The organism is Streptomyces sp. NPDC058246 (assembly GCF_042881985.1).
GTDB lineage: Bacteria > Actinomycetota > Actinomycetes > Streptomycetales > Streptomycetaceae > Streptomyces.
Window position 1 is genome coordinate 476,246 of the sequence record NZ_JBHVWZ010000003.1, and the last position, 24,584, is coordinate 500,829.

The window sequence follows — 24,584 nt, forward strand, 5'->3', positions numbered from 1 at the left end:
CGGAGTGGTCAACCACCGCCTCGGATCGCCCCTGTTTCGCCTTGGATCGCCCCTGTTTCGCCAGGGACCGTCACAGATGGCCACAGGCCGTCACTGTGACGTCCTCTTGCATCAGCACCATATCCACGGCATGCCCCCCTCAACACCGACTTCCCGAGATCAACTCACTGAAGGTGGGGCCATGATCAACGGAGAGTGAGACGAATATGCCACAACTCAGCGCCGCAGTACGGCGATTGAGGAGCTCCAGGGGCCGCGAGGTCTTGACAACCGAATTGGTCTGGACCAACTTGTACCACCAACGGTGGCCACCGTTCCGTATCCCCTCCCCCACCCCACCTCTCCCCCGGAGGACCAGTGGACCGCGTCATACGTATGCCCGGACGGAGATGGGCGGGAGCTCTCGCCGCCGCCGTCACCGCCTCCGTCCTCACCCTCACCGGACTCGCCACCGAAGCCTCGGCCGCGGACATCAACAACGCCAAGAACGGCGGCTACGAGTCGGGGCTGAGCAACTGGACCTGCTCCGCGAACAGCGGCACGACCGTCTCCTCGCCGGTACACGGCGGCTCGGCCGCGCTCAAGGGCACGCCCGCCGGGCAGGACAACGCCCAGTGCACCCAGAGCGTCGCGGTCAAGCCCAACTCGACGTACACGCTGAGCGCCTGGGTGCAGGGCGGCTACACCTACCTCGGCGCGACCGGCACCGGGACGACGGACGTGTCGACGTGGACACCCGACTCCTCCTCCTGGAAGCAGCTGACGACCACCTTCACCACCGGCTCGTCCACGACCTCGGTGACGGTGTACACGCACGGCTGGTACGGCCAGGCCGCGTACTACGCGGACGACCTGTCGGTGTACGGCCCCGACGGCGGCGGTGGCGGTGACCCGGCCCCGACGGTCCCGGCGACACCGGCCGGCCTGGCGGTCTCCTCCACGACCTCCTCGTCCGTCTCGCTGTCCTGGAACACGGTGTCGGGCGCCACCGGCTACAACGTCTACCAGGGCGGTACGAAGGTCCAGGCGGTGACCGGAACCTCGGCGACCGTCTCCGGACTCGCCGCGTCGACCTCGTACTCCTTCCAGGTCACGGCGACGAACTCGGCCGGTGAGTCGGCGAAGTCGTCGACGGTGACCGGGACGACGAGCGCGTCCTCGGGCGGCGGCGGGGGCGGCACGGTGCCGAAGCACGCCGTCACGGGCTACTGGCAGAACTTCAACAACGGCGCCACGGTCCAGAAGATCTCCGCCGTGCAGTCGCAGTACGACATCATCGCGGTCGCCTTCGCGGACGCCACCGGCACCCCTGGCGCGGTGAGCTTCACGCTCGACTCGGCCGGTCTCGGCGGCTACACCGTCGACCAGTTCAAGGCGGACATCAAGGCCAAGCAGGCCGCGGGCAAGAAGGTCATCATCTCCATCGGCGGCCAGAACGGCACGGTGTCGATCAACGACTCGGCGTCCGCCACGAACTTCGCCAACTCCGTCTACTCCCTGATGCAGACGTACGGCTTCGACGGCGTCGACATCGACCTGGAGAACGGCCTCAACGCGACGTACATGTCGCAGGCCCTGCGGACACTGTCCTCCAAGGCCGGCTCCTCCCTGGTCATCACCATGGCCCCGCAGACGATCGACATGCAGTCCACCTCGAACGCCTACTTCCAGACGGCCCTGAACATCAAGGACATCCTGACCGTCGTCAACATGCAGTACTACAACAGCGGTTCGATGCTCGGCTGCGACGGCAAGGTGTACTCGCAGGGCTCGGTCGACTTCCTGACGGCGCTCGCCTGCATCCAGCTGCAGGGCGGTCTCGCCCCGTCCCAGGTGGGCCTCGGCCTCCCCGCCTCCACCAGCGGCGCCGGCAGCGGCTACGTCTCCCCGACGATCGTCAACAACGCCCTCGACTGCCTCACCAAGGCCACCAACTGCGGCTCCTTCAAGCCGTCCAAGACCTACCCGGACCTGCGCGGCGCGATGACCTGGTCGACGAACTGGGACGCGTCGGCGGGCAGCGCGTGGTCGAACGCGGTGGGACCGCACGTGCACGCGCTCGGCTGACGGTATCCACCCGCTGAAACCCCTGACCCCGACCCCGGACGGACGCCTCGCACGCGCCGGCCGGGGTCACCGGGGCGGCCGGGGTCACCGGGTCACCGGTCACCGGTCACCGGGTGTCAGAAGAACTCCGACCACGGCTGGTCCCAGATCTGTTTCACGCACAGGACCAGGAAGAGGAGTCCGGCGACGGCCAGCATGGAGTTGCTCAGGAGGCCGTTGCGCCATTCCCCGGGGGTGCGGGAGGAGTTGAGGAGCCAGATCAGGGTGAGGGCGAGGAAGGGGAGGAAGGCCGCGCCCAGGACGCCGTACAGGATGATCAGGCGGAAGGGCTGCCCCTGGAAGAGAAGGACGATCGGGGGGAAGGTCAGCCAGAGGAGGTACGCCCGGAAGGGCCAGGACTTCTCCCGCTCGCCGGAGGCGACCTCCTCCCCGGTCGTCGCCGCCCGCTTGCGGTAGCGCTCCACGAAGTCCGCGAACATCAGGCTCACGCCGTGCCAGACACCGATCAGCGAGGTGAAGGAGGTCGCGAAGAAGCCGATCAGGAAGAACTTGGCGGTCGCCGTGCCGTACTCCGCCTCCAGGATGCCGCCGAGCTGGATCAGACCCTGGTCGCCGCTCGCGATGGCCACGTTCGCGGAGTGCAGGAGCTCCGCGCCGACGAAGAGCATCGCGACGACGAAGATGCCGGTGGTGGCGTACGCGACCCGGTTGTCGAGCCGCATCACCTTCATCCAGCCCGTGTTCGTCCAGCCCTTCGCGTTGACCCAGTAGCCGTACGCGGCCAGGGTGATGGTGCCGCCGACCCCGCCGATCAGTCCGAGAGTGTTGAGGATCGAGTCCTTCTCGTCGGGCAGCACGGGGAGGAGGCCCGCGAAGGCGTGGCCGAGGTTCGGCGTGACGCGGATCGCCAGGTAGACCGTGACCACGAACATCACGCCGACCAGCACGGTCATGACCTTCTCGAAGACCTCGTACTTGTTGAACCAGACGAAGACCAGGCCGACCAGGCCGCAGATGACCGCCCACGGCTTGATGGACCAGTCGGCCGGGAACACGTCGGGGAACAGCGCCTGGAGCGGCAGCGCGCTCGACGACATCGCCGCCGCGCCGTAGACGAAGCCCCAGACGACCGCGTAGACGACGAAGAAGTACGTCGTCCAGCGGCCGAGGCTCGCCCAGCCGTCGAAGAGGGTGCGTCCGGTGGACAGATGCCAGCGGCCGGCCGCCTCGGCCAGCGAGATCTTGACCACGCAGCCGATCACGGCGGCCCAGAGCAGGGTGTAGCCGAAGTTGCTGCCCGCGATGAGCGTCGCGACGAGGTCTCCGGCGCCGACGCCCGTCGCGGCGACGACGATGCCGGGGCCGATGTACTTCCAACTGGACTTGTGGGGGCGGGAGATGGTCTCCCCTGACGCGGACGTCCCGGACTGCCCGGATTTCCCAGTGGTCTCCGTCATGCGATTCAAGAAAGCGTAAAGGGCACGAGCGCACAAGGGAGCGTGGGCCGATCACCACGCGACGCACACATGGACAGGCCGGTTTCCGGCCGATTTCACGCCACCGGCTCTTTGTCGTCTCTTGACCTGCTCATGCCATGGCCTCACCATGAGCGCCACACCCGCACCTGGCACGTCGCCATGAACCACCCCCGCTCCACTCCCCACATTCCGGAGATCCCGGAATTCCTGGAGAAACAAGGAGACTTCATGCGACTTCGCATACGCGGCAGCGGCACTAGCGGCACGGGCAGAGGCGGGCGGCGCTCCGCGGCCCTCGCCGTGCTCGCGGCCCTCGCCCTCGCGGCACCCCTCACCGCCACCGCCACCGACGCCACCGCGAGCGCGACGAAGGCCCCCGCGCCCTCGTCCGACGACATCCGCCAGTACGAGATCCACCAGAGCACAACCCCCGTGACCCGTACGGCGATCCAGCGGTCCGGCGTGACCGTGGACGAGGCCGACGAGGAGACCGTCGTCGTCTCGGGGCGCGCGGACCAGATCAAGAAGCTGCGCCGACTGGGCTACGAGGTCTCCCTGCTGGGCGCGGCGCCGAACCGGTCGAGCGGCGCCGACGACATACGGGTCCTGGACTTCCCGACGGCGGACTCGAAGTACCACAACTACGCCGAGATGAACACGGAGATCGACCAGCGGCTCGCGGCGTACCCGAGCATCATGAGCAAGAAGGTGATCGGCAAGTCGTACCAGGGCCGGGACATCGTCGCCATCAAGGTCAGCGACAACGTGGCGACCGACGAGAACGAGCCCGAGGTCCTCTTCACCTTCCACCAGCACGCCCGCGAGCACCTGACGGTGGAGATGGCGCTGTATCTGCTGCGCGAGCTCGGGGCCGGATACGGCAGCGACTCACGCGTCACCAACATGGTGAACAGCCGGGAGATCTGGATCGTCCCCGACCTCAACCCGGACGGCGGCGAGTACGACATCGCGACCGGTTCGTACCGCTCGTGGCGCAAGAACCGGCAGCCCAACTCCGGTTCTTCGTACGTCGGTACCGACCTGAACCGCAACTGGAACTACAAGTGGGGCTGCTGCGGCGGCTCGTCCGGGTCCACCTCCTCCGAGACCTACCGTGGCGCGTCCGCCGAGTCGGCGCCCGAGGTGAAGGTGGTCGCCGACTTCGTCCGCGGCCGGGTCGTCGGTGGCAAGCAGCAGATCACCGCCGGGATCGACTTCCACACGTACAGCGAACTGGTGCTGTGGCCCTTCGGGTACACGTACTCCGACACCACGACCGGTATGACGGCGGACGACTACAACGCCTTCAAGACCGTCGGGCAGAAGATGGCCGCCAGCAACGGCTACACGGCCGAGCAGTCCAGCGACCTGTACATCACGGACGGCTCGATCGACGACTATCTCTGGGGCACCCAGAAGATCTTCTCGTACACCTTCGAGATGTATCCGACGTCCAGTTCCGGGGGTGGCTTCTACCCGCCCGACGAGGTCATCGAGCGGGAGACGTCCCGGAACCGGGACGCGGTGCTCCAGCTTCTCGAGAACGCGGACTGCATGTACCGGTCGATCGGGAAGGCCGCGCAGTACTGCTCGTGACGAGGGAGTGAGGCTGTCGGGGAACTGCGGGCCGGCCGTGGCCGGTCACGCAGTTCCCCGCGCCGCTCAAGAAGCGCTTTCCTCTTCAGGGGCGCTCTTCTCCTCGGAGGCGCCCTTCGCTTCAGAGGCGCCCTCGTCTTCGGAGGCGCCCTTCGCTTCAGAGGCGCCCTCGTCTTCGGAGGCGCTCTTCACTTCAGGGGCACTCTCGTCTTCGGAGGCGCCCTCGTCTTCGGGGGCGCTCTTCACTTCGGAGGCGCCCTTCGCTTCGGGGGCGCCTTCCTCTGCCGTGTCCTCGTCGCCGCCCTCTTCGAAGTACGCGTCCAGCACCTCGTCCAGCGCGGTGTCCCACTCCTTGTGCTGGGACTTCGCCTTCGCCTCGATCTCGACCGGATACCAGCGGCGGTCAGGAGTGTGCACCGTGATGGTGAACCGCTTGCCGAAGCGCGGCGCCTCCGTCTCCACGGCGCCGATCTCGTCCCAGCGGAACTCGCACTCCTGATCGTCCAGACGCAGTCGTACGCCCCTGTGGTCGGCCGTGATCGAGGCGCGCCGGTCCGAGGCCTCGAAGACGGGCCCCTCGGGGTCGACCTCGCCCTCGCCCTCGGATTCGGCTTCGGATTCGGCTTCGGTGTCCTCGTCGGAAGCCTCCTGCTCGGAAGCGGCCCCGTCGAAGGCCGCCTCGTCGGGGGCCGCTTCGTCGGGGGTCGCCTCCTCGGCCTCCCCCACCGCGTCCTCCGGCTCCGCCGGGGCCGGCGACGTCAGCCCGGGGATGTACGCCGGATCGACCGCGGCGGCGGGGACTACGGGGACGACGGGAACGTCCACGGGATGGCTGCTCGAACCTATGCGCTGCTCCACAGCGGGCAGTATGGTCGACGATCCTGTGTCGCGAAAACCCAGCCCCCACATAGCTGCACGGCTGTTACACGAAGACGCTCAGCACCGCCGCCACCGCGAAGCCCGCCACCGACAGCACGGACTCCAGGACCGTCCAGGACTTGAGGGTGTCGCGCTCGCTGATGCCGAAGTACTTGGCGACCATCCAGAAGCCGCCGTCGTTGACGTGCGAGGCGAAGATGGAGCCCGCCGAGATCGCCATGATGACGAGCGCGACGAAGGCCTGGGAGTGGTGGCCCTCGGCGAGCAGGGGCGCCACGATGCCGGCCGTGGTGACGATCGCGACCGTCGCCGAGCCCTGGGCGACGCGCAGCACGACGGAGATCAGATACGCGAGGACGATCACCGGGAGGCCGACGTCGTTGAAGGTGTCGGAGAGGGCCTGGGCCACACCGCTCGCCTTCAGTACGGCGCCGAAGATGCCGCCCGCGCCGACCACCAGCAGGATGTTGCCGACCGGCTTGAGCGAGGAGGTCGACACCGTCTCAAGGGACTTGCGGGACCAGCCGCGCCGGATGCCGAGCAGGTAGTACGCGAGGAGCAGCGCGATCGTCAGTGCCACGAAGGGGCTGCCGAAGAACTCGATGACCGAGCGGCCGGTGGAGGGGTCGAGGGCGATCGAGGAGAAGGTGGCCGCGAGGATCAGCACCAGCGGCGTACCGATGATGCCGAGCACCGTGCCGAGCGGCACCGGCTTCTCGCGCGGTTCGACACCGGACGCCCGCTGCTCCTCGATGACGGCCAGCCTGGCCTCGGCCGCCGCCTCGACCATGTCCTGCGGTACGGCGACGAAGATGCGCTTGCCGATCCAGGCGGAGAAGACCCAGGCGGCCAGTACGGCGGGGATGCCGCAGACGATGCCCATGAGGATGACCCAGCCGAGCTGGACGTGCAGGAGACCGGCGGCGGCGACCGGCCCGGGGTGCGGCGGCAGGAAGGCGTGGGTCATCGACAGACCGGCCAGCAGCGGCATGCAGTAGAGCAGGATCGACTTGCCGGAGCGCTTGGCGGCGGCGTAGACGATCGGCGCGAGGACGAAGATGCCGACGTCGAAGAAGACCGGGATGCCGAAGATCAGGCCGGTCAGACCCATGGCCAGCGGGGCCCGCTTCTCACCGAAGAGGTTGAGCAGCCGGGACGCCAACACCTCGGCGCCGCCGCTGACTTCGAGGATCGCCCCGAGCATCGTGCCGAGTCCGATGATGATCGCGACATGACCGAGGATGCCGCCCATGCCGGACTCGATGACCGACACCGCCGTGGACCGCTGGACCGTGCCGAAGAGCTCCGTGACCGAGAGTCCGGCCGCGAGGCCGACGGTTATGGAGACGGCGAGCAGCGCCACGAACGGCTGGAGTCTGACCTTGATGATCAGGAAGAGGAGGAGCGCGATACCGAGGGCGGCGACCGTGAGCAGTCCGGCGGTGCCGTCGAGGAGGAGGAGCAGACCGCCGGTGTGCGGTGGGGTCTCCGGGGTGGCCGGGGCGGCGGCCGCGAGCGGATACGACGAGGACATCGGGGGGCCTCTGTTTCGTAGATGCATGGTCCGGGGGGTGGGGGGTGTCCCCCGTCCGGCACAGCCGGGCAGGGGGTATCGCGGTACGGCGCCGCGTGGGATGACGGGCGCCGCACCGTGATGACGTACGGGGTGCGGGAGTTGTGGTGATCCGCGCCGTGATGACGTACCGGGTGCGGGAGTTGAGGGAGCCGCACCGTGATGACGTACCGGGCGCGGAAGTTGAGGGATCCGCACCGTGATGACGTACGGGGTGCGGGAGTTGAGGGAGGAGCGTCAGCTCACCGGGCGGGGCGGGGCGGGCCTCAGCCGAGTACGGCGAGCGCGTCGATCTCGACGAGGAGGCCGGCCGGCAGACCGACGTACACGGTGGTGCGGGCGGCGGGGGGCGCGGTGAGGCCCTGCTCCTCGAAGTACTGGTTGTAGATCTGGTTCATCTCGGCGAAGTGGTCGACGTCCGTGAGGTAGACGCGGATCATCATCGCGTCGTCCCAGCTCGCGCCGCCCTCCTCCAGGATGGCCTGGACGTTGGCGAGGGTCTGGAGGGTCTGCTCGCGCAGGGTCGGGCCGGCGGGCGTGGGCGGCTTGCCCTCCTCGGCGGGCAGGAAGCCGACCTGTCCGGCGACCTGGAGGATGTTCCCCTTCTTGACGCCGTGCGAGAACTTGGCGGGCGGGGTGGTGTGGGTCTTGGGGGTGAGGGCGATCTTCTCGGTCATGAGCTGGCTTCCTTGAGGGGGGCGTTGCCGGAGTACTCCCGGCTGATGGCGTCCGCCGTACGGCGCACCAGCGGGAGCAGCGTGAGGAGTTCATCGGCGGTGACGACGACGTTGGGCGCGGAGACCGACATGGCGGCGGCGACGCGTCCGTCGGCGCCGCGGATGGGGGCGGCGACGCAGTTGATGGACTCCTCGTGGCCACCGAGGTCGGTGGCCCAGCCCTGTTCCCGCACCGTCGCCAGTTCCTTGAGGAAAGCGGGCGCGTTGGGGATCGAACGGGCCGTGTACATGGGGTAGTCGAGCTTCTCCGCGAGGACGCGGCGCTCGGCATCGGGCAGGTCGGCGAGGAGCAGCTTGGCGACTGCGGCGACGGTGATGGCGACGGGCTTGCCGATCCGGGAGTACATCCGCACCGGGTACCGGCTCTCCACCTTGTCGATGTAGAGGACCTCGTCGTCCTCGTACACGGCGAGGTGGACGGTGTGCCCGCACTGCTCGTTGAGCCGTACGAGATGGGGGTGGGCGATCTCCCGGATGTCCAGGTTCTCCACGGCCTCCTGGGCGAGGGCGAAGAGGCGGGCGCCGAGGCGGTAGCGCTGGTCGGACTGGCGGTAGACGAGCCCGTGCTCGTGGAGGGTGCGCAGGAGGCGGAGCGCGGTGGACTTGTGGACGCCGAGGCGGTCGGCGACCTGGCCCAGATCGGCGGGCCCCTCGGCGAGCAGCGGCAGGATGCTCAGCGCTCGGTCGACGGTCTGGCTCATGGGGTTCGTACCTCCTCCTCGGCCCGTGTGTCGGCTTCGGTCCAGCCGGGGCCGAGACGAAGTGTCTCCCACCCGCCGTCGTCCAGAGCGGCCAGCCGGTCGGCGTGGTCGCGGGCGGGCGGGGCGGCGAGGTCACCGGGGACGGTGAGGGCGGCGGCGGCCATGAGGTGGCCGTGCCGCAGCCGGTCCCTGGCCGGGAGCCCCCGCAGGGTGGCGGAGAGGAACCCGGCGGCGAAGGCGTCCCCGGCCCCGACGGCCGCGACGACGTCGACGCGCAGGGCGGGTACGGACGTGACGGTCTCCGTGACGTCGTCGCACAGGTCCACCCCACCGGTCGTCCGCTCGAAGACCACCGCCCCGCCCTTGCCCTGCTTGACCACCACGACGTCCGGCTCCGGCAGCGCGTCGCGGATCGCCCGCGCCCCGCGCAGTCCCCAGGCCTCCCGCGCCTCGTCGTCCCCGACGAACACGATGTCGGCGCCGCGCGCGAGGTCGAGCAGGACGCGTGGACCGTCGGCGTCGCGCCACAGCCCGAGGCGGTGGTTGACGTCGAAGGAGACCAGCGGGCGCCCGGGCCGACGCGCGGTGAGCTGCCGCATCAGGCCGAGGCAGTCCCCGGACAGCGCGGCCGTGATGCCGGACAGGTGCAGCACGCGGCACGCGCGGACGGCGGCCAGGTCCACGGTGTCCACCGCCATCGCGGAGGCGGCGGATCCGGCCCGGTAGTACGCGACCTCGTGGGCGTCGGTCGCCCGGTCGCCCGCCGTGCGGAAGTAGATGCCCGTCGGGCGCGCGGGATCCCGTCGTACGGCCGAGGTGTCCACGCCGTACGCGGCGATCGCCTCGACGAGGTGGTCGCCGAACCCGTCGGCGCCGACCCGGCCGACCCACCGCGCGGTGTGTCCGGCCGAGGCGAGCGCGCACGCCACGTTCGACTCCGCGCCCCCGATCCCCCGCTCGAACGACGGTACGTCGGCGAGGCGGCCCGGGCGGGACGGCAGGAACGTGACCATGGACTCGCCGAGCGCGACCACGTCGACGGTGCCGGCGTCGTGGGGCGCGGCACCTGCGGGTCCGTTGGGGGGCACGATGACTGGGGCTCCTCGCTCTCGCGGCCGACGGCGCTCGGTGCACCGTTGACCCTGCGTTGGCTGGGATGTTAGACAGCGGTGAGCGGCATACGCAATGACCATTGCACACCGCGCAACGACAGAGCGGCAAGGCATCCTGACATCGCCCCGCCGCACCACCCCGCACGTCGCTCACCGCACCAACCCCACTCGCCGCCCGCACGCACCCGCACCGCACCGCACACCTCACACCTCACACCTCAGCAAGGAGGCCCCCATGGGCGCCGACACCGCCGCCGCACCGCTGGCCGCACTCGCGGCGGACCGCGTCGACCACCGCTTCAAGGGCCTCCCGCCGGACGCCGAGGGCCTGACCGTCGGCGAGCTGGCCGCGCAGCGCCGCAACCTCTTCACGGACGGCTTCACCACCCCCGTCCTCGCCCTCTCCGCCGAGCGCCTGACCCACAACCTCGCGCTCATGGAGACGTACGCGGCCCGCCACGGCCTCGCCTTCGCCCCGCACGGCAAGACCTCGATGGCGCCGCAGCTGTTCTGGCAGCAGATCGAGCACGGCGCCTGGGGCATCACGCTGGCGGTCCCCCACCAGGTGCGCGTGGCGCGGCGGTTCGGGATCGACCGGATCTTCCTCGCGAACGAGCTCGTCGACGCGGCGGCGCTGCGCTGGATCGCCGCCGAGCTGGCGGCGGACGCCGACTTCCGCCTCATCTGCTACGTCGACTCGGTGCGCGGCGTCGAGCTGATGGACGCCGCGCTGCGCGGGACGCCCCGCCCCCTGGACGTCGTCGTGGAACTCGCCGCCGGTGAGGGCGCCCGCACCGGCGTCCGTACGGAGGCGGAGTGCGCGGCGGTCGCGGACGCGGTGGCCGCGACGAAGACGCTCCGCCTGGTCGGCGTGGCGGGCTACGAGGGCGAGGTCCCGCGGGCCGACCCCGAGCGCGTGCACGCCTGGCTGCACCGGCTGACCGCGCTGGCGGCCGAGTTCGACAAGGCGGGCCGCTTCACGGGGCTCGAGGAGATCGTCGTGAGCGCCGGCGGCAGCGCCTGGTTCGACGCGGTCGCCGACGTCTTCGCGGAGATCCCCGAACTCTCCCTCCCCGTCCTGAAGTTGCTGCGCTCCGGGGCGTACGTCTCGCACGACGACGGCCATTACCGCAAGCTGACCCCCTTCACCCGCGTCCCGGAGGAGGGCGCCCTGCACCCCGCCTTCCGCCTGTGGTCCCAGGTCGTCTCCCGGCCCTCCCCCGAGCAGGCCTTCTCCAACGCCGGCAAGCGGGACGCGGCGTACGACCTGGATCTGCCGGAGGCGCAGGCAGTGCGCCGTGCGGGTGCCGAACGCCCCGCCACCGGCATCACCGTCACCGGCCTCTCCGACCAGCACGCCTGGCTCCGCACCGCCCCGGAGGCGGATCTCCGGGTCGGCGACTGGCTCGGCATGGGCCTGTCCCACCCGTGCACGTCCTTCGACAAGTGGCAGCTGATTCCGCTGGTGGAGGAGGACGGCACGGTCGTCGACTACGTCCGCACGTTCTTCTAGGAGGCCGCCGTGAGGGAACTCGTCATCCGGGACGCCGACGTCGTGGACGGCACCGGCGCGCCGTCCTACCGCGCCGATGTGGTCGTCGACGACGGCAGGATCGTCTCGATCGTCAAGGAGGCCGCGGCGGCGGGCTGCCAACGCCCCACGGCCCGCCGGGAGCTGGACGCCGAGGGGCTGGTCCTCGCCCCCGGTTTCATCGACATGCACGCCCACAGCGACCTCGCGCTGCTGCGGGATCCCGACCACAGCGCGAAGGCCGCGCAGGGGGTGACGCTCGAAGTCATCGGCCAGGACGGCCTGTCGTACGCGCCGGTGGACGACCGTACGCTCGCCGAGGTCCGCAGGGCGATCACCGGCTGGAACGGGTACGGGGACGACATCGACTTCGACTGGCGGTCGGTCGGTGAGTACCTGGACCGCCTGGATCGCGGGATCGCCGTGAACGCGGCGTACCTCGTCCCGCAGGGCACCGTCCGCATGCTCGCCGTCGGCTGGGAGGACCGCGAGGCGACGCCCCGGGAGCTGGACCGGATGCGGCAGTTGGTCGCCGAGGGCATGGAACAGGGCGCCGTCGGCATGTCCTCCGGGCTCACCTACACCCCCGGCATGTACGCCAAGGACGCCGAACTCACCGAGCTGTGCCGGGTGGTCGCCGCGTACGGCGGCTACTACTGCCCGCACCACCGCTCCTACGGGGTGGGCGCCCTGGAGGCGTACGAGGAGATGGTGGCCCTCACCCGCGAGGCCGGCTGCCCGCTCCACCTCGCCCACGCCACCATGAACTTCGGCGTGAACGAAGGCAGGGCGCCCGAGCTCCTCGCCCTCATCGACAAGGCGCTTACCGAGGGCACGGACATCAGCCTCGACACGTACCCCTACACCCCCGGCTGTACGACCCTGGTGGCGATGCTGCCGAGTTGGGCGAGCGAGGGCGGCCCCGAGGCGATCCTCGCCCGGCTCGCGGACGACGCGACGGCCGAACGCATCCGGCACCACATGGAGGTCGTCGGCGCGGACGGCTGCCACGGCGTGCCCATCGAGTGGGACACCATCGAGATCTCGGGGGTCACCGAGCCGGGCCTCGCGCCGTATGTGGGCCGCACGGTCCGGCAGTCCGCCGACGACCACGGCGAGGCGCCCTGGGCCACCGCCCGCCGTCTCCTGCGCGACGACCGGCTCGGCTCCACGATCCTCCAGCACGTCGGACACGAGGAGAACGTCCGCGCGATCATGCGCCACCCCGTGCACACCGGCGGCTCGGACGGCATCCTGCGCGGCGACAAGCCGCACCCGCGCGCGTACGGCACCTTCCCGCACTATCTCGGCCGGTACGTACGGGAGTTGGGCGTCCTCTCGCTGGAGGAGTGCGTCGCGCACCTCACCGGCCGGCCCGCGGCCCGGCTGCGGCTGCCCGACCGCGGAATCGTCCGCGAGGGTCACCGCGCCGACCTGGTCCTCTTCGACCCGGCCACGGTCGCCGCGGGCTCGACCTTCGAGGCCCCGCGCACGCTTCCGGTCGGTATCCCGTACGTCCTCGTCGACGGCCGGTTCGTCATCGAGGACGGGCGCAGGACGGACGTACTGGCCGGACGGGCGGTCCGCCGGCACGTCACCGGTTGACCGCCCGCCCCGTACGGCCTACGGCTTGGGCAGGGTGCACCCGGTGGCGTTCAGGTTGAGCTTGTTGCCGGTCCCGAAGCACGGGACGATCTGGTAGGTCTCCTCGGCGTAGTTGATGCCCTGGTGGATGGTGACGTTGCCGTTCGCGTCGACCTCGCAGGGGTTGTTCACCGTGCAGGTCTCGCCGTCCTCGTTGCCCGTGTTGTTGACGGCGACGACCTTGCCGGTGGCGTTGTCGATGACCGGCGAACCCGACGTACCGCCGATGGTGTTGCAGGCGGAGGTGTAACGGACCGAGTCCTTCCAGGTCCAGTCACCCTCCTTGAGGCGGTAGACGAACCCGTCGATGTTGCAGCTGTAGGTCCGCTTCCAGTAGCCGGAGACGACCTTGATGGCGGTGCCGGCGACCGGGTGCGTGTTGCTCAGCGTGAGTGCGCTGATCCCGTACGAGCTCTTGATCTGCGCGTAGGTGCGGGTGAGCTGGTAGATCGTGATGTCCGTGTCGGTCATCGTCGAGTACGCGACCTTGGCGGCGCGCAGCGTCGCGACCCCGGTGCCCGCGGAGTTGAGCAGGGTGAAGGAGCGGGTGGAGGCCTGGTCGACGATCACCTCGCCGGGGTCCGGGAAGCCGGTCTCCAGGCAGTGGCCGTTGGAGAGCACGAGCGCGGGGTCGGTGTCCGCGGAGTTCGGCATGCGGATGACCGAGCCGGAACAGTTGCTGAGCGCGACGGTGCCGGCGAAGTCCACGGCCTGGACGGCCGGTTGAGCCTTGGGCGCCTGCGTGGTGGACGACGCCCGCTCGGCCGGCGCCGATGCGGACGCGGGCGCGGGTGCGGACGCGGGTGCCGCGACCGCGGGTGTCACGCCCGCCCCGGCGATCACCAGGGCGAACAGCGTGGCGACGAGAGGCTTTCTCATGTGGGGGTCCCCTCTTGCGACATGGGCGGCCGAAGGTTTTCCGGCCACCTGTTGATTTGTCATGCGCATTGTGAGGGGAGGGGGGTTGAGGGGCAAGGAGTTGTTTCAGGCCTGACGGTCGGCTTGTTCGTATGCCAAGTCGACGCAGCGCGCGAGCGTCTCCCCGCTCGTGGCGACCACCGCACCGAGCTCCAGCGCCCGGACCTCGCGGTTCGGGGTGATGCGGCTGGTGAAGAACACGGCGGGCCCTTCGTAGCGTTCACGCTCCCGCCAGCCCTGCAGGTCGGTGAGGCCCGCGTCGCGGTCGAGCCCGCGCTGGACGTCGGAGATCAGCAGGTCGATACGGGTGACGCCGAGGACGTGCTCGGCGCGATCCCGGTCCGTGGCGATCCAGACCTTGGCGCCCTGCGATTCCAGGCGCCCGACGAACACGTCGTTGCGCTCGGGGTGGTCGTCGATCCACAGCACCTGCATCCCGGCGTACGGGGCGGCGGTGCGCGGCGTTCCCACCGTTCCCGGCACCGCAGGCACCTCCGGGCGGGTCTCGGCGAGCGGCGGGGCACCCTGTTGCAACTGCACCACCAGATCGTCCAGTTCCGCCAGTCCCATCAGTTCCTCGATGAGCCGGACGAAGTTCTGGTCGAGCGCCAACTCCGGGAACCCGGTGGGCAGATACGCCTCCAGCTGGGCGAGGAGAGTGCCCCAGTCCTCGGGCTGCGCCAGAGCCGGTGCGCCGAAGTCGTACGCCGTCAGACAGCTCACCGTGGTCGTCCAGGCGTCCTCGGGCGGCCGGGCGAACGGCTGGCTCAGCACCCGCCGCGCCGTGCGGTAGCGGAGGAACTCGCGAGCCGCGTGCACATCGGCTCCGTCGCGTGCGAGCAGCGTGCGGTAGAAGTCGGGGTAGAGCTGCTGGAGCAGCAGGATGCGGATCACCGCCTCCGAACCGAACGGCTGCCACACAGGATTGAGGGCACACTCCAGGCCGAACCCGTTGATGATCCGCTTGACCCGGCGCGGGTTCCGCGAGGAGCGGTCGGCGATCAGCTCGACCAGGCTCTCGCCGAGCAGGTCCTGGATGCCGGAGCGTTCGGCACAGTGGCCGACGTACTCCTTGACCCCGTCGACTCCCGGCACCGGTACCCGGTAGCTCGTCTGGAAGATCTTCTCCATGAACGCGGACCCGGCCGGAGACAGGTCCCGCAGCAGCCCGCTCGGGCCGAGCGCGGAGCGGTCGCACCCGATGACGAAGGCCAGCCCCGGCACGTCCAGGTACACCTTCACCGCTTCGCACACCGCGAGGACCGTCTCCTCGGAGCAGCGGTCGAGGTCGTCGATGAAGACGACGAGCATCCGGCGGGTCTCGTACGGCGTCGAGTCCGCCCACTCCGCGGTGAGGTCCCGCAGAGCGTCCCGCATGGCGTTGCGGGACCGGGCGTCGACGGACAGGTCCCGCCAGAGCCGGTCGACCAGGGCGGCGACGCCGAGCGGCCCGGAGACGAGGGTCAGCGCCGCGCGCAGGGCGCCGATCAGGGCCCGCTGTTCCGACACCCGGTGCAGCGCCCGCCGCAGCACCCGCCGGTCGAACCGCATCAGGACGGACTTGATCAGGCCTTCGAGGGCGTCGGCGCCGGTCGAGGTCCAGGCGTTGTACCAGACGGTGTGGACGCCCTCCCGCGTCCGCAGCTCCGCGTCGACCAGCCGCATCAGACTGCTCTTGCCCATGCCCCACCCGGCGTCCACCGCCAGGGTGAAGGGGGTCGCGCCCCGCGAGTCGTGCAGCAGCTTGGCGAGCTCCCGCGCGGCCCGGCCCGTGCCCAGGAGATCCTCCGCCGGCCCCGCCACCGGCTCGTCGTTCAACAGCGAGAATTCCATGCCCTGCCTCCCCCTCGCGGCAGGGCCAACCTACTAGGACCGGCGGCTACTTGGGCCTCTTGGTGGCTCCTTGACCGTGGCCGTTGGAGTTGCCCGGACCGCCCGCCCCCGCGGTGGAGGTGGCCGTGGCGGTCGTGGACGCGGGGGAGGTCGCGGGGGCCGTGGACGCGGGGGCCCGGGAGGCGCTCGCGGACGTGGACGCGCCCGGGGAGGCGGTGCCCGCGCTCGCCGCCGGCCGGGACGGTCCGGAGGACGCCGTCGGCGACGGGCCCGCCGAGGACGCACCCCTCGTCGCGGCGGCGCCCTCCGTGGCTGCGCTGGACCGCGCGGCGGGTTCCGAGGGCCCGGCCGTCCGCCCCGCCGTACCGCCCGTCCCCTCGCCCGGCCCGGAGTCGAGGGCTCCCGAGATCACGACCGCGAGGACCACGACGCACACCGCCCCGGCGGCCATGGCCACCCGGCGCAGCAGCCGCGCACGCCGGCGGCGCGCGAGCCGCTCACGGCGTCCCGCCGGATCACCGGGGGCGGAGGGCCGACCGGAGGCGGACGGCCGCACGACGGTGTCGTCGCCGTCTCCGTCTCCGTGGGCCTCAGGGCCGCCGGTGTCGCCGTCTCCGTGGGCCTCCCGGCCGCCGGCGTCATCCTCCCCGTACCGCTTCTGCCAGCCGTGCGCCTCCGCCGGATCCGCGTACGCCTCATAGGCCGGGGGCGCCTCGCCGTCGCTCCGCGGGAGGTACACCCTCGGCGGGGCGTCGGGGTCGCCGGTCTGCCAGGACATGGGCGCGCATTGTAGGGAGCGCGGGGGCTCACGGCGTAGCGGGCGGACAAACCCGATCAAACAGCCACGTCTCACGTGGTGGAAAACACGCCCCGCGATGCGTTACGCGGCCGTAAGCTCACGGACATGCAGGTGATCCAGTCGACGAAGCTCGCCAACGTCTGTTACGAGATCCGGGGCCCGGTGCTCGAGGAGGCGATGCGGCTGGAAGCCGCGGGTCACCGGATTCTCAAGCTGAACACCGGCAATCCGGCCGCCTTCGGCTTCGAGTGCCCGCCCGAGATCCTGGAGGACATCCTCCGCAACGTCTCCTCCGCGCACGGCTACGGCGACGCCAAGGGCCTGCTCGCCGCGCGCCGCGCCGTGGTCATGCACAACCAGACCCTCGGCATCGAGACGGACGTCGAGCACGTCTTCATCGGCAACGGCGTCTCCGAGCTGATCGTGATGGCCATGCAGGGCCTGCTGGACGACGGCGACGAGGTGCTGGTCCCCGCGCCGGACTACCCGCTGTGGACCGCCGCGGTCTCGCTCTCCGGCGGTACGGCGGTGCACTACCGCTGCGACGAGCAGTCCGACTGGATGCCCGACCTCGCCGACGTGGAGCGCAAGGTCACCGACCGCACCAAGGCGATCGTCATCATCAACCCGAACAACCCGACGGGCGCGGTCTACGACGAGGCGATGATCCGGGGGCTCACGGACATCGCCCGGCGCCACAACCTCCTCGTCTGCTCCGACGAGATCTACGACAAGATCCTGTACGACGGCGCCACGCACACGCCGACCGCCGCGGTCGCCCCCGATCTGCTCACCCTCACCTTCAACGGCATGTCGAAGGCGTACCGGGTGGCCGGCTACCGGGTGGGCTGGATGTCGATCTCCGGCCCGCGCGCGCACGCGGACTCCTACATCGAGGGCCTGACGATCCTCGCGAACATGCGGCTGTGCGCGAACATGCCGGGCCAGCACGGCGTGGTCGCCGCGCTGAGCGGGCGTCAGACGATCAACGACCTGGTGCTGCCCGGCGGCCGGCTGAAGGAACAGCGGGACGTCGCGTACGACCTGCTCACCCAGATCCCGGGCGTGACCTGTGTGAAGCCGAAGGGCGCGCTGTATCTGTTCCCCCGCCTGGACCCACAGGTCTTCAAGATCAAGGACGACCGGGTGATGGTCCTCGATCTGCTGCGCCGCGAGAAGATCATGGTCGTCCAGGGCACGGGCTTCAACTGGCCCGAGGCGGACCACTTCCGGGTGGTCACGCTGCCGACGGTCGGGGACCTGACCGACGCGGTGACCCGGATCGGGAACTTCCTGGACGGCTACAGCCAGCCGTGACGCTCACGCTGTGTGCTTGCCGTGACCGATTTTGCGACCTGGCTCAACTTTAGACGAAATCCAAGCTAGGATGGTTTCCTGTCAGCGCACAGGAGGCCATCCCATGTACGAACCGATCCGCACCAAGTCGGTCCACACGATGGCCGGCGCCGCGCCCTCCGACTTCCCCCACCGCTCGCGCGAGGAGGAGCTGGACATCCAGCTCGCCGGTCACCTCGCGGCGCTGCTCGCGGTGACGGACGAGATCCGCGCGCTCGCACCGTCCGCCGGCCTGAACGCGGCCGCCGAGCGGCTCGCCGGGCAGGTCTCCCGGCTCCGCGACGGCGCGACTCCCGTGCGGTCCTCGCCGTCCCCCGCCGCACACGAGCCGCGCCTCGCCGCGCTCCACCACCGTGCGCACGCCCTCGCCGGGCGCGCTCTCGTCGTCGCGGCGTCCCGCGCGGACACGGCCGCCGCGATTCTGGCGGCCGAGCGGATGGACGCCCACGCGTCGGCCGCCGCCGCGACTGCGGCGTCCGCCGCAGAGTCGGCCACCTCCACCGCAGAGCCCGCCGCCGAGCCCCGCGAGCTCGCGTCCCGCTGAGCCCTCGGGCTCCCCTTTACGGCCCCGGTCCGCGTGCACCCGCAGCGACGCGCGGACCGGGAGCCATACACCGCGTGCTCACAGGGTCGTCGCGATGAGGACCAGGATGATCAGCAGCACGACCAGCACCGCGGCCTTGAGCACCGTGTGCTGCGCGCCGGGCGCCTCCTGCTCCTGCTGCCATCCGGGCCTCTGAACTGTCTGGGGCACCGGCCGCGGTGTCGTGGGCGGGTTGAACACGTCGTGGCCGGTGACCGACGCCCGGGCGCACCAGGGGCAGGCCGTGAGGTGGGAGCCGTACGCGTGCAACGGCCGGCCGGGGCACCGTCGTACCCGGGAACGCTCCTGGTCCAGCGCCCTCAGCCAGGCCTCCGCCGAAGGCCGCGCGGCGGGGTCCACCACGCCGGGCCCGAACGCCGCGCGCGCCAACGCGAGCAGGCCGGGCGGCAGCACGGAGGGGTCGATGGTGCCGCGCGGGATGACGACCAGCTCGGGGCGTACGACGTAGGAGCAGCTGGCGGCGATGTTGTCCTTGACGGTGGACTCGGAGGCGCTGTCGTGCGGGACGCCGCCGAAGGGGTGGTTGCCGGCCGTGAGGAGCTGGTAGACGAGGACGGCGAGGGCGAAGTCGTCGGTGGCACGGGTGGCGGGGCCGCCGGCCTGGCGCTCGGGGGACGAGTAGTCGGTGGTGTGCATCAGGCAGGGGAAGAGTTCCCCGGTCACGGGGTCGTTGAAGGCGATGGAGTCGCAGTCGAGGAACGTGACGAAGCCGTTGGCGTCGACGACGACGTTGCTGCTGGAGAAGTCGCCGATGACGAGGTTGTCGTAGTGCATGCGGGCGGTCATGAAGGCGAGGTTCCAGGCGACGCCGAGCAGGAAGCGCCAGTCGGCCCGGTCGGGGAAGAGCTTCAGGCGCTGGGCGCGGGTGAACAGGCCGATCAGCTGGACGTGTTGGGGCTCGCCGAAGCGGCGCATGGCGTAGCCGAGGAACTCGCCCCGCGGGCCGCGGGCGAGGGCGGTGGGCCAGGCCAGTTCGGGCGGCTGGGTGGCGTCGGTGGGGCGGGCGGCGAGCGGCGACATGGTCAGCATCCGCACCAGCCGTCGCTCCTGCTCCGGGCCGGGCGGTTCGCGGTAGAGCTTGACGACGGTCCCGTGGTCGCCGACGACCGGGAAGACGGCCGCCTGGCCGCCGCCCTTGAGCGGCAGCTCGGCGAGGACGACGGGCTTTCCGTCCAGGAACACCGTGCGGCCGCTCATGGCCGCGCCTTGCGCACGGCCCGCAGCAGAGTCTTGTCGTCGGCGTTCAGGGCGGTGAGGCGGTCCGACCTGAGCAGGGTGGCGAGGCCCTCGTGGGCGCTGTCGGTCACGGGTCCGGGAGCGTCGAGGGAGCGGAACACGGCGTCGGCGAAGGAGGTGTTCGGGGACAGCGCGCCGCCCCCGGAGCGGTTGAGCGCGGCCTGCACGAGTCCGTCGGTGGACAGCAGGACGCCGTCGATCCCGTCGTCGACGACGCAGTCGGTGTGCACCCAGCGGGCCGCGTCCGGCGAGGTGAGGAACACCGTCTCGTTGCTGTACTCGCTGGCCGCCTTGGCCTGCGGCAGCAGATGGAACTGCCGCTCCCCGTCCTCCGTACCGGCTCGCAGGACGACGAAGCCGTCGCCCACGGTGAGATGGCCGAGCCAGCCCGGCGCGAGCACCACGACGGTCAGGGTGGTGGCGAAGTCGGCGGCGTCGGCGCCGGTGGCGTCCAGGAACCTCTTGCTGACGTCGTGGAAGGCGTCCTCGAGCAGCTCGTGCACGGCCGCACCGGGCCCCCGGTCCGCCGCCGCGGCCGCCCGGCGCGCGAACTGCTCCACCGCCAGCTCCACCGCCAGCCGCGAGCCCTCCTCGGAGCGCGGCCTGCTGCCCGCGCCGTCCGCGACGGCGAGGACGGCCACGGACGCGGACGCCGTGTACGCGCAGGCGTCCTGGCAGGGCAGGCCCTGACGGCGGTGCCGGTAGCCCTCGACGCTCATGCCGTGGATCCGCCACGGCGACTCGCGCTTCTCCGCCCCGGCCATGGGTCAGGATTCCCAGGCCGGGCGCTGGGTCTTGAACTGGCTGAAGATCTTCTCGAAGACCTCGTCGCCCGCGCCCTTCTGCTCGGCGTTCGCGCTCGCGGACATCATCTGGAGCAGTTCGCGGAACGGGAACCCCTGCAGGCGGGCGTTGAACTTCGGCGCGAACGCCTGGAGCACCTGCTCGCCCCGGTCGGTGATGCCGCCGACCCCGATCGCGTACAGCCGGAAGCGGCGGGCCCGCTGTTCCTCGGCCAGGACCGGGATCAACCGGTGCCAGGAGTCGGTGAGATGGCCGGTCGCGTCGGTCGGCAGTCCGTCGGTGACCAGACAGATCTGCGGCCGGTAGTACTGGAGTCCGGAGGCGCGCAGCTCGGCCTTGCGGGCCGCCAAGATGTGCATCGACAGCTCCAGCGCCTCCGTCATCAGGGTCACCCCGGCGGCGGTGAGCTGCGGCGGCCGGAACGTGTGGGCGGGCACGAAGGGACTCACCGGGGCACGCGGGGCGAGGAGTTGGGGGCCGCGCCATGCGGCGACGCCCTGGCCGCCGAAGGTGACGACGGCGACCTCGACGCTGTAGCTGAGGCTGACGTCGTCGTGCAGCTCCCGGGTCCACTCCAGGAGCGCGTTGTTGAGCGTCTGGATGGGCGCTCCGGCCATCGAGCTGGAGGTGTCGAGGCAGAGGACGAGCGGCAGGCGCTGCGCGTTGTTCTCGAACTCGATGTCGGCGTACTCCGCCGGCAGCGTGGGCGGGTATTCGCTGTGCATCTGTGTGTCTCCTGGTCTCAGGGCGGGGACCGCTGTCCGGGCGGGTGCCCTTGCGCGGAGCCGGACGCCGTTGTCCTGGCGCCGGGGGTCGGTGACTTGACGCCGGGTGCCGGTGACTTGACGCCGGGTGTCGGTGACTTGACGCCGGGTGCCGGTGGCTCAGGGCCGGCCGCCCTTGGCGTGCCGTCCGGTGGTCGGCGGGAAGGCGTACAGCACGTCGGAGTCCCGCTCCCGGGCGTCGGTGACGTCGACGAGTCCGCCGGGGGCGGGCGGCGGCCGTCCGGGCTCGGCCCACACCGCCCGGTACAGCACGTGGTCCAGCTCGACATAGCCCTGCGGGTGCAGTTCGGTGCGGACGACGGCGGCCTTGGCGGGGCCCGGGACGTTCCCGACCCGGCGCCCGTGCCGGGGGGTCGGCGTGATCCGAAGACGGGTGGTGCTCTCGTCGGGCGTACGGGTGTGCGCGGCGGTGCCGCCACCGGACACGGCGCCCACGCCCGGCGCGGCGAGGGCCCGGCGGGACAGGGTGCCCACCGCGCGGGAGGAGCGGCGGATCAGGAAGAGGAGGAGGGCGAGCAGGAGGAGCAGCAGGACGCAGAGGGCGGCGAGGATCGTGGTGGTGGTGTCCATGCCCGAGGTGTGGGGCTTCGGGTCCCCGGCCTTCTTGGTGGTGGTTCTGGACGGGGAGGGCGAGGCGGGGGGCGGCCCGGCGTGGGTGGCGATGGAGTAGGCCTTCAGAGGGCCGTAGAGGCCAGGGGCGGCCCCGGTCAGGTCGTTGCCCTTCAGCGGGCCGTCGGTGAGCCGTGTGCACAGGTCGCTGACGTTCTTCACCTGGCAGGCACCGGCGGCCTTCAGCTCCGGCAGGGCGTCTTTCGGCAGCGGATCGATCGTGGCGTCCGGCGCCACCCAGCCGGTGTCCGCCAGCAGAAGCAGTGCCGTGCCACCCGGGCCCGTGCTGTGCCGCGCCGGAACCTCGACCACGAGGTGCCTGCGGTTGTTCCACACCGTCTTCTCGAAGGCCTTGCGGTCCGGCGCCGTGCCGTCGAACGGCACCGCGCCGTCCAGGGTGACCAGGACGGTGCCCTTGTCGATGCCGTCGGACCAGCACCGCAGCCGGGCCGCGAAGTCCTGGTCGCACGCGGCGTCGGCCGAAGCCGGCGCCCCCGCCTGCACCAGCGCGACCAGCGTCCCGAAAAGCACGGTGAAATACAGCGAACGCCGCATGGGAATCCCCCCGTGGCCTGAAAGGCACACCCCCGTGGCCCTGAAAGGCACCCGCCCATAGTGGCGGCAACCGGCGTGCGCCCGGAAGAGGTCGGGGCACACGACGGTTTTCACTTCTACAACTTGAATACCTGATGGCAGCGGGTGAACATCTGTCGCGCCCGTTCCACCCAATCACTGGCCAAAGCATCGAAATCCGTTTGCGTCATACGGCAGGTCAGCGGGAGATCGCAGACCCCCGCGAGACAGGGCCGCGGACCCCGTACGTCCCACACGGACAGCATGGGATTCAGCTGTTCGGTATTCCACGCGTTCGACGCCGCCGCGGCGACGGCCAGTTGATCCTGGCGCAGGAAGTGGCCGTCGGTCGCAAAGGCGACCAGGAGCCTCTTGGTGGTCATGAATCTCACCGTGACCATCCGTCCCGTTTCCTGGAGATCGAATTGCATGGACAGGGAAACGGTGTCGGTCACGGTGTGGTAATTCCGCCGCGTCACCCAGTTCTGCACCAACTGCCGCCAATGGGTGCCGACTTCAAGGGTCTCCTGGCTTCGGCCGGGAAGGGACTCAGGCGCCGCCACGGCCCACCGCCTCGGCGACCATCGCGTCGGTCAGGCCCGCGTCCAGCAGCGCCTGGGCGTGCAGCAGCAGACAGGAGGGCACGGACACACTCGTCCCTTGCCTGCGTCGGCCGGCCAGGTCGCGGGTGCGCACCTTGATGCTGTGGGCCACGGTGGGCGGCGGCCAGGACGCCGACTTCGGCGTCCGCTCCAGCAACTCGGTGAGCAGGACGTCCAGTGGGGGCCGGTCCTCGGGCCGCTTGGCCAGACAGCGCGCGATCAGCTCCCGCAGAGACGCGGGTACGCCGTCGAGTTCGGGCTCGGCGAGGGCGACCCGGTAGCGCACCGCCTCCCCGCTGCCGTGCGGCGGGCGGCCCGTCAGCGCGTACACCAGCACCCCGCCGAGCGAGAAGACGTCGCTCGGCGGGCCCACCGGCGCCCCCTTGATCTGCTCGGGCGACATGAAGGGCGGGGTGCCGACGACGACTCCGACCTGGGTGAGCCCGGGGGCGCCGTCGACGCGGGAGATCCCGAAGTCGATGACGCGGGGCCCGTCGGAGGCGAGGAGGACGTTGGCCGGTTTCAGGTCCCGGTGCACCACACGGGCGCCGTGGATGGCCTGGAGCGCCTCGACCAGGCCGGCGCCGAGCCGTCGTACCTGCGGCTCGGGGAGCGGGCCGTCCGTGCGGACGGCCTCGGCGAGCGAGGGGCCGGGCACGTACATCGTGGCCAGCCAGGGCAGTTCGGCCTGGGTGTCGGCGTCGATCACGGCGGCGGTGTACGCGCCGCTGACCACGCGGGCGGCGGCGACCTCGCGCGTGAAGCGCTCGCGGAACTCGGCCTCCGCCGCGAGTTCCGGTCGGACCACCTTCACCGCGACCTCGCGGCCGGCCGGTGAACGGCCGAGGTACACCCATCCCATTCCGCCGGAGCCGAGTCGTCCGACGATGCGGTACGGCCCTATCTTCAGGGGGTCGCTGACCGGTGTGCGCACCCCGCTCACCTCATTTCGGGGTTCGTTGCAGGATGTCCCGAGTGTCCCGCGAAACGCCGCGCCCGGCAGAGGTGATGACGGAAATGGGGGGCGGGATTACGTTCGAGGCGCGAGGGTCTGAGAGTTTTTCGCCCCCGCCGCCCCTGCCCGTCCCGTACCTGGGGCTCCGCCCCAGACCCCGTTCGCGCAGTTCCCCGCGCCCCTGTCCAGGGG

General features: G+C 70.8%; 21 protein-coding genes. 6 read left to right on the forward strand and 15 right to left on the reverse strand.

Translation table 11 applies throughout. The features are described from left to right. Positions 1 to 375 precede the first annotated feature (375 nt). The gene (locus tag ACFVXA_RS07125) at positions 376 to 2,067 is read left to right on the forward strand and encodes a chitinase (RefSeq protein WP_389938363.1); all 1,692 of its coding nucleotides are present in this window, start codon (positions 376 to 378) and stop codon (positions 2,065 to 2,067) included. A 116-nt stretch (positions 2,068 to 2,183) separates the two neighbouring features. Here the strand turns inward: ACFVXA_RS07125 and ACFVXA_RS07130 are convergent, their stop codons facing one another. Further along, a complete protein-coding gene (locus ACFVXA_RS07130; protein WP_384403282.1) occupies positions 2,184 to 3,524 on the reverse strand; it encodes an Nramp family divalent metal transporter in 1,341 nt (446 codons plus the stop codon). Between the two features lie 249 nt (positions 3,525 to 3,773). Here ACFVXA_RS07130 and ACFVXA_RS07135 point away from each other — a divergent pair, with 249 nt between their 5' ends. After that, complete coding sequence (locus ACFVXA_RS07135) at positions 3,774 to 5,141, forward strand: M14 family metallopeptidase (protein ID WP_390024094.1); 1,368 nt, start codon at positions 3,774 to 3,776, stop codon at positions 5,139 to 5,141. Between the two features lie 66 nt (positions 5,142 to 5,207). Here the strand turns inward: ACFVXA_RS07135 and ACFVXA_RS07140 are convergent, their stop codons facing one another. The 5 genes from ACFVXA_RS07140 to ACFVXA_RS07160 form a co-directional block, all read right to left on the reverse strand. Then, positions 5,208 to 5,999: a hypothetical protein gene (locus ACFVXA_RS07140; protein ID WP_390024096.1), complete on the reverse strand. Its 792-nt coding sequence runs from the start codon at positions 5,997 to 5,999 to the stop codon at positions 5,208 to 5,210. A 64-nt stretch (positions 6,000 to 6,063) separates the two neighbouring features. Further along, positions 6,064 to 7,554: a gluconate:H+ symporter gene (locus tag ACFVXA_RS07145; RefSeq protein WP_362031566.1), complete on the reverse strand. Its 1,491-nt coding sequence runs from the start codon at positions 7,552 to 7,554 to the stop codon at positions 6,064 to 6,066. A gap of 305 nt (positions 7,555 to 7,859) precedes the next feature. Then, positions 7,860 to 8,270: a RidA family protein gene (locus ACFVXA_RS07150; protein ID WP_362031568.1), complete on the reverse strand. Its 411-nt coding sequence runs from the start codon at positions 8,268 to 8,270 to the stop codon at positions 7,860 to 7,862. Further along, positions 8,267 to 9,031, reverse strand: a complete 765-nt coding sequence (locus ACFVXA_RS07155; protein ID WP_362031570.1) for an IclR family transcriptional regulator — start codon at positions 9,029 to 9,031, stop codon at positions 8,267 to 8,269. Before ACFVXA_RS07155 ends, ACFVXA_RS07150 begins: the two co-directional genes overlap by 4 nt. Next, positions 9,028 to 10,119 carry a sugar kinase gene (locus ACFVXA_RS07160; protein WP_384403269.1) on the reverse strand — a complete coding sequence of 364 codons (1,092 nt, stop codon included), beginning with the start codon at positions 10,117 to 10,119 and terminating at the stop codon, positions 9,028 to 9,030. Before ACFVXA_RS07160 ends, ACFVXA_RS07155 begins: the two co-directional genes overlap by 4 nt. 259 nt (positions 10,120 to 10,378) lie before the next feature. On the opposite strand from ACFVXA_RS07160, the gene ACFVXA_RS07165 reads away from it, so the two are divergent. After that, positions 10,379 to 11,656, forward strand: a complete 1,278-nt coding sequence (locus ACFVXA_RS07165) for an amino acid deaminase (protein ID WP_390024098.1) — start codon at positions 10,379 to 10,381, stop codon at positions 11,654 to 11,656. A 9-nt stretch (positions 11,657 to 11,665) separates the two neighbouring features. Continuing rightward, the gene (locus tag ACFVXA_RS07170) at positions 11,666 to 13,279 is read left to right on the forward strand and encodes an amidohydrolase family protein (protein WP_390024100.1); all 1,614 of its coding nucleotides are present in this window, start codon (positions 11,666 to 11,668) and stop codon (positions 13,277 to 13,279) included. Between the two features lie 18 nt (positions 13,280 to 13,297). Here ACFVXA_RS07170 and ACFVXA_RS07175 read toward each other — a convergent pair whose 3' ends face one another. From ACFVXA_RS07175 to ACFVXA_RS07185, 3 genes are all read right to left on the reverse strand, one after another. Then, entirely contained in the window at positions 13,298 to 14,197 is a 900-nt protein-coding gene (locus ACFVXA_RS07175) for a serine protease (protein WP_383746379.1), read from the reverse strand. Between the two features lie 105 nt (positions 14,198 to 14,302). After that, a complete protein-coding gene (locus ACFVXA_RS07180) occupies positions 14,303 to 16,069 on the reverse strand; it encodes a P-loop NTPase fold protein (protein WP_362031580.1) in 1,767 nt (588 codons plus the stop codon). 46 nt (positions 16,070 to 16,115) lie between these two features. Beyond that, positions 16,116 to 16,847 carry a hypothetical protein gene (locus ACFVXA_RS07185; protein ID WP_383910308.1) on the reverse strand — a complete coding sequence of 244 codons (732 nt, stop codon included), beginning with the start codon at positions 16,845 to 16,847 and terminating at the stop codon, positions 16,116 to 16,118. Positions 16,848 to 16,973: 126 nt separating this feature from the next. On the opposite strand from ACFVXA_RS07185, the gene ACFVXA_RS07190 reads away from it, so the two are divergent. Next, positions 16,974 to 18,185, forward strand: coding sequence for a pyridoxal phosphate-dependent aminotransferase (locus ACFVXA_RS07190; protein WP_362031584.1), 1,212 nt, complete (start codon positions 16,974 to 16,976; stop codon positions 18,183 to 18,185). Positions 18,186 to 18,288: 103 nt separating this feature from the next. Beyond that, positions 18,289 to 18,768, forward strand: a complete 480-nt coding sequence (locus tag ACFVXA_RS07195; protein ID WP_383910310.1) for a hypothetical protein — start codon at positions 18,289 to 18,291, stop codon at positions 18,766 to 18,768. A gap of 78 nt (positions 18,769 to 18,846) precedes the next feature. On the opposite strand, the gene ACFVXA_RS07200 is transcribed toward ACFVXA_RS07195, so the two are convergent. The 6 genes from ACFVXA_RS07200 to ACFVXA_RS07225 form a co-directional block, all read right to left on the reverse strand. Next, positions 18,847 to 20,025 carry a hypothetical protein gene (locus ACFVXA_RS07200; RefSeq protein ID WP_383910313.1) on the reverse strand — a complete coding sequence of 393 codons (1,179 nt, stop codon included), beginning with the start codon at positions 20,023 to 20,025 and terminating at the stop codon, positions 18,847 to 18,849. Further along, positions 20,022 to 20,828, reverse strand: coding sequence for a PP2C family serine/threonine-protein phosphatase (locus ACFVXA_RS07205; protein ID WP_383746371.1), 807 nt, complete (start codon positions 20,826 to 20,828; stop codon positions 20,022 to 20,024). The genes ACFVXA_RS07200 and ACFVXA_RS07205 overlap by 4 nt, the downstream gene beginning before the upstream one ends. A gap of 3 nt (positions 20,829 to 20,831) precedes the next feature. Beyond that, positions 20,832 to 21,593: a hypothetical protein gene (locus ACFVXA_RS07210; protein WP_383910315.1), complete on the reverse strand. Its 762-nt coding sequence runs from the start codon at positions 21,591 to 21,593 to the stop codon at positions 20,832 to 20,834. 159 nt (positions 21,594 to 21,752) lie between these two features. Beyond that, complete coding sequence (locus tag ACFVXA_RS07215) at positions 21,753 to 22,817, reverse strand: hypothetical protein (protein WP_383746367.1); 1,065 nt, start codon at positions 22,815 to 22,817, stop codon at positions 21,753 to 21,755. 116 nt (positions 22,818 to 22,933) lie between these two features. After that, the gene (locus ACFVXA_RS07220) at positions 22,934 to 23,398 is read right to left on the reverse strand and encodes a hypothetical protein (protein ID WP_390024104.1); all 465 of its coding nucleotides are present in this window, start codon (positions 23,396 to 23,398) and stop codon (positions 22,934 to 22,936) included. Beyond that, a complete protein-coding gene (locus ACFVXA_RS07225; RefSeq protein WP_383746364.1) occupies positions 23,385 to 24,371 on the reverse strand; it encodes a serine/threonine-protein kinase in 987 nt (328 codons plus the stop codon). The genes ACFVXA_RS07220 and ACFVXA_RS07225 overlap by 14 nt, the downstream gene beginning before the upstream one ends. Between the last annotated feature and the right edge of the window lie 213 nt (positions 24,372 to 24,584).

Bases quoted from the DNA above. Each gene is read 5' to 3' on its own strand.
- ACFVXA_RS07200 (WP_383910313.1), bottom strand. From the start codon at position 20,025: ATGAGCGGCCGCACGGTGTTCCTGGACGGAAAGCCCGTCGTCCTCGCC.
- ACFVXA_RS07215 (WP_383746367.1), bottom strand. From the start codon at position 22,817: ATGCGGCGTTCGCTGTATTTCACCGTGCTTTTCGGGACGCTGGTCGCG.
- ACFVXA_RS07185 (WP_383910308.1), bottom strand. From the start codon at position 16,847: ATGTCCTGGCAGACCGGCGACCCCGACGCCCCGCCGAGGGTGTACCTC.
- ACFVXA_RS07165 (WP_390024098.1), top strand. From the start codon at position 10,379: ATGGGCGCCGACACCGCCGCCGCACCGCTGGCCGCACTCGCGGCGGAC.
- ACFVXA_RS07205 (WP_383746371.1), bottom strand. From the start codon at position 20,828: ATGGCCGGGGCGGAGAAGCGCGAGTCGCCGTGGCGGATCCACGGCATG.
- ACFVXA_RS07150 (WP_362031568.1), bottom strand. From the start codon at position 8,270: ATGACCGAGAAGATCGCCCTCACCCCCAAGACCCACACCACCCCGCCC.
- ACFVXA_RS07125 (WP_389938363.1), top strand. From the start codon at position 376: ATGCCCGGACGGAGATGGGCGGGAGCTCTCGCCGCCGCCGTCACCGCC.
- ACFVXA_RS07190 (WP_362031584.1), top strand. From the start codon at position 16,974: ATGCAGGTGATCCAGTCGACGAAGCTCGCCAACGTCTGTTACGAGATC.
- ACFVXA_RS07130 (WP_384403282.1), bottom strand. From the start codon at position 3,524: ATGACGGAGACCACTGGGAAATCCGGGCAGTCCGGGACGTCCGCGTCA.
- ACFVXA_RS07135 (WP_390024094.1), top strand. From the start codon at position 3,774: ATGCGACTTCGCATACGCGGCAGCGGCACTAGCGGCACGGGCAGAGGC.
- ACFVXA_RS07195 (WP_383910310.1), top strand. From the start codon at position 18,289: ATGTACGAACCGATCCGCACCAAGTCGGTCCACACGATGGCCGGCGCC.
- ACFVXA_RS07210 (WP_383910315.1), bottom strand. From the start codon at position 21,593: ATGCACAGCGAATACCCGCCCACGCTGCCGGCGGAGTACGCCGACATC.
- ACFVXA_RS07180 (WP_362031580.1), bottom strand. From the start codon at position 16,069: ATGGAATTCTCGCTGTTGAACGACGAGCCGGTGGCGGGGCCGGCGGAG.
- ACFVXA_RS07145 (WP_362031566.1), bottom strand. From the start codon at position 7,554: ATGTCCTCGTCGTATCCGCTCGCGGCCGCCGCCCCGGCCACCCCGGAG.
- ACFVXA_RS07175 (WP_383746379.1), bottom strand. From the start codon at position 14,197: ATGAGAAAGCCTCTCGTCGCCACGCTGTTCGCCCTGGTGATCGCCGGG.
- ACFVXA_RS07155 (WP_362031570.1), bottom strand. From the start codon at position 9,031: ATGAGCCAGACCGTCGACCGAGCGCTGAGCATCCTGCCGCTGCTCGCC.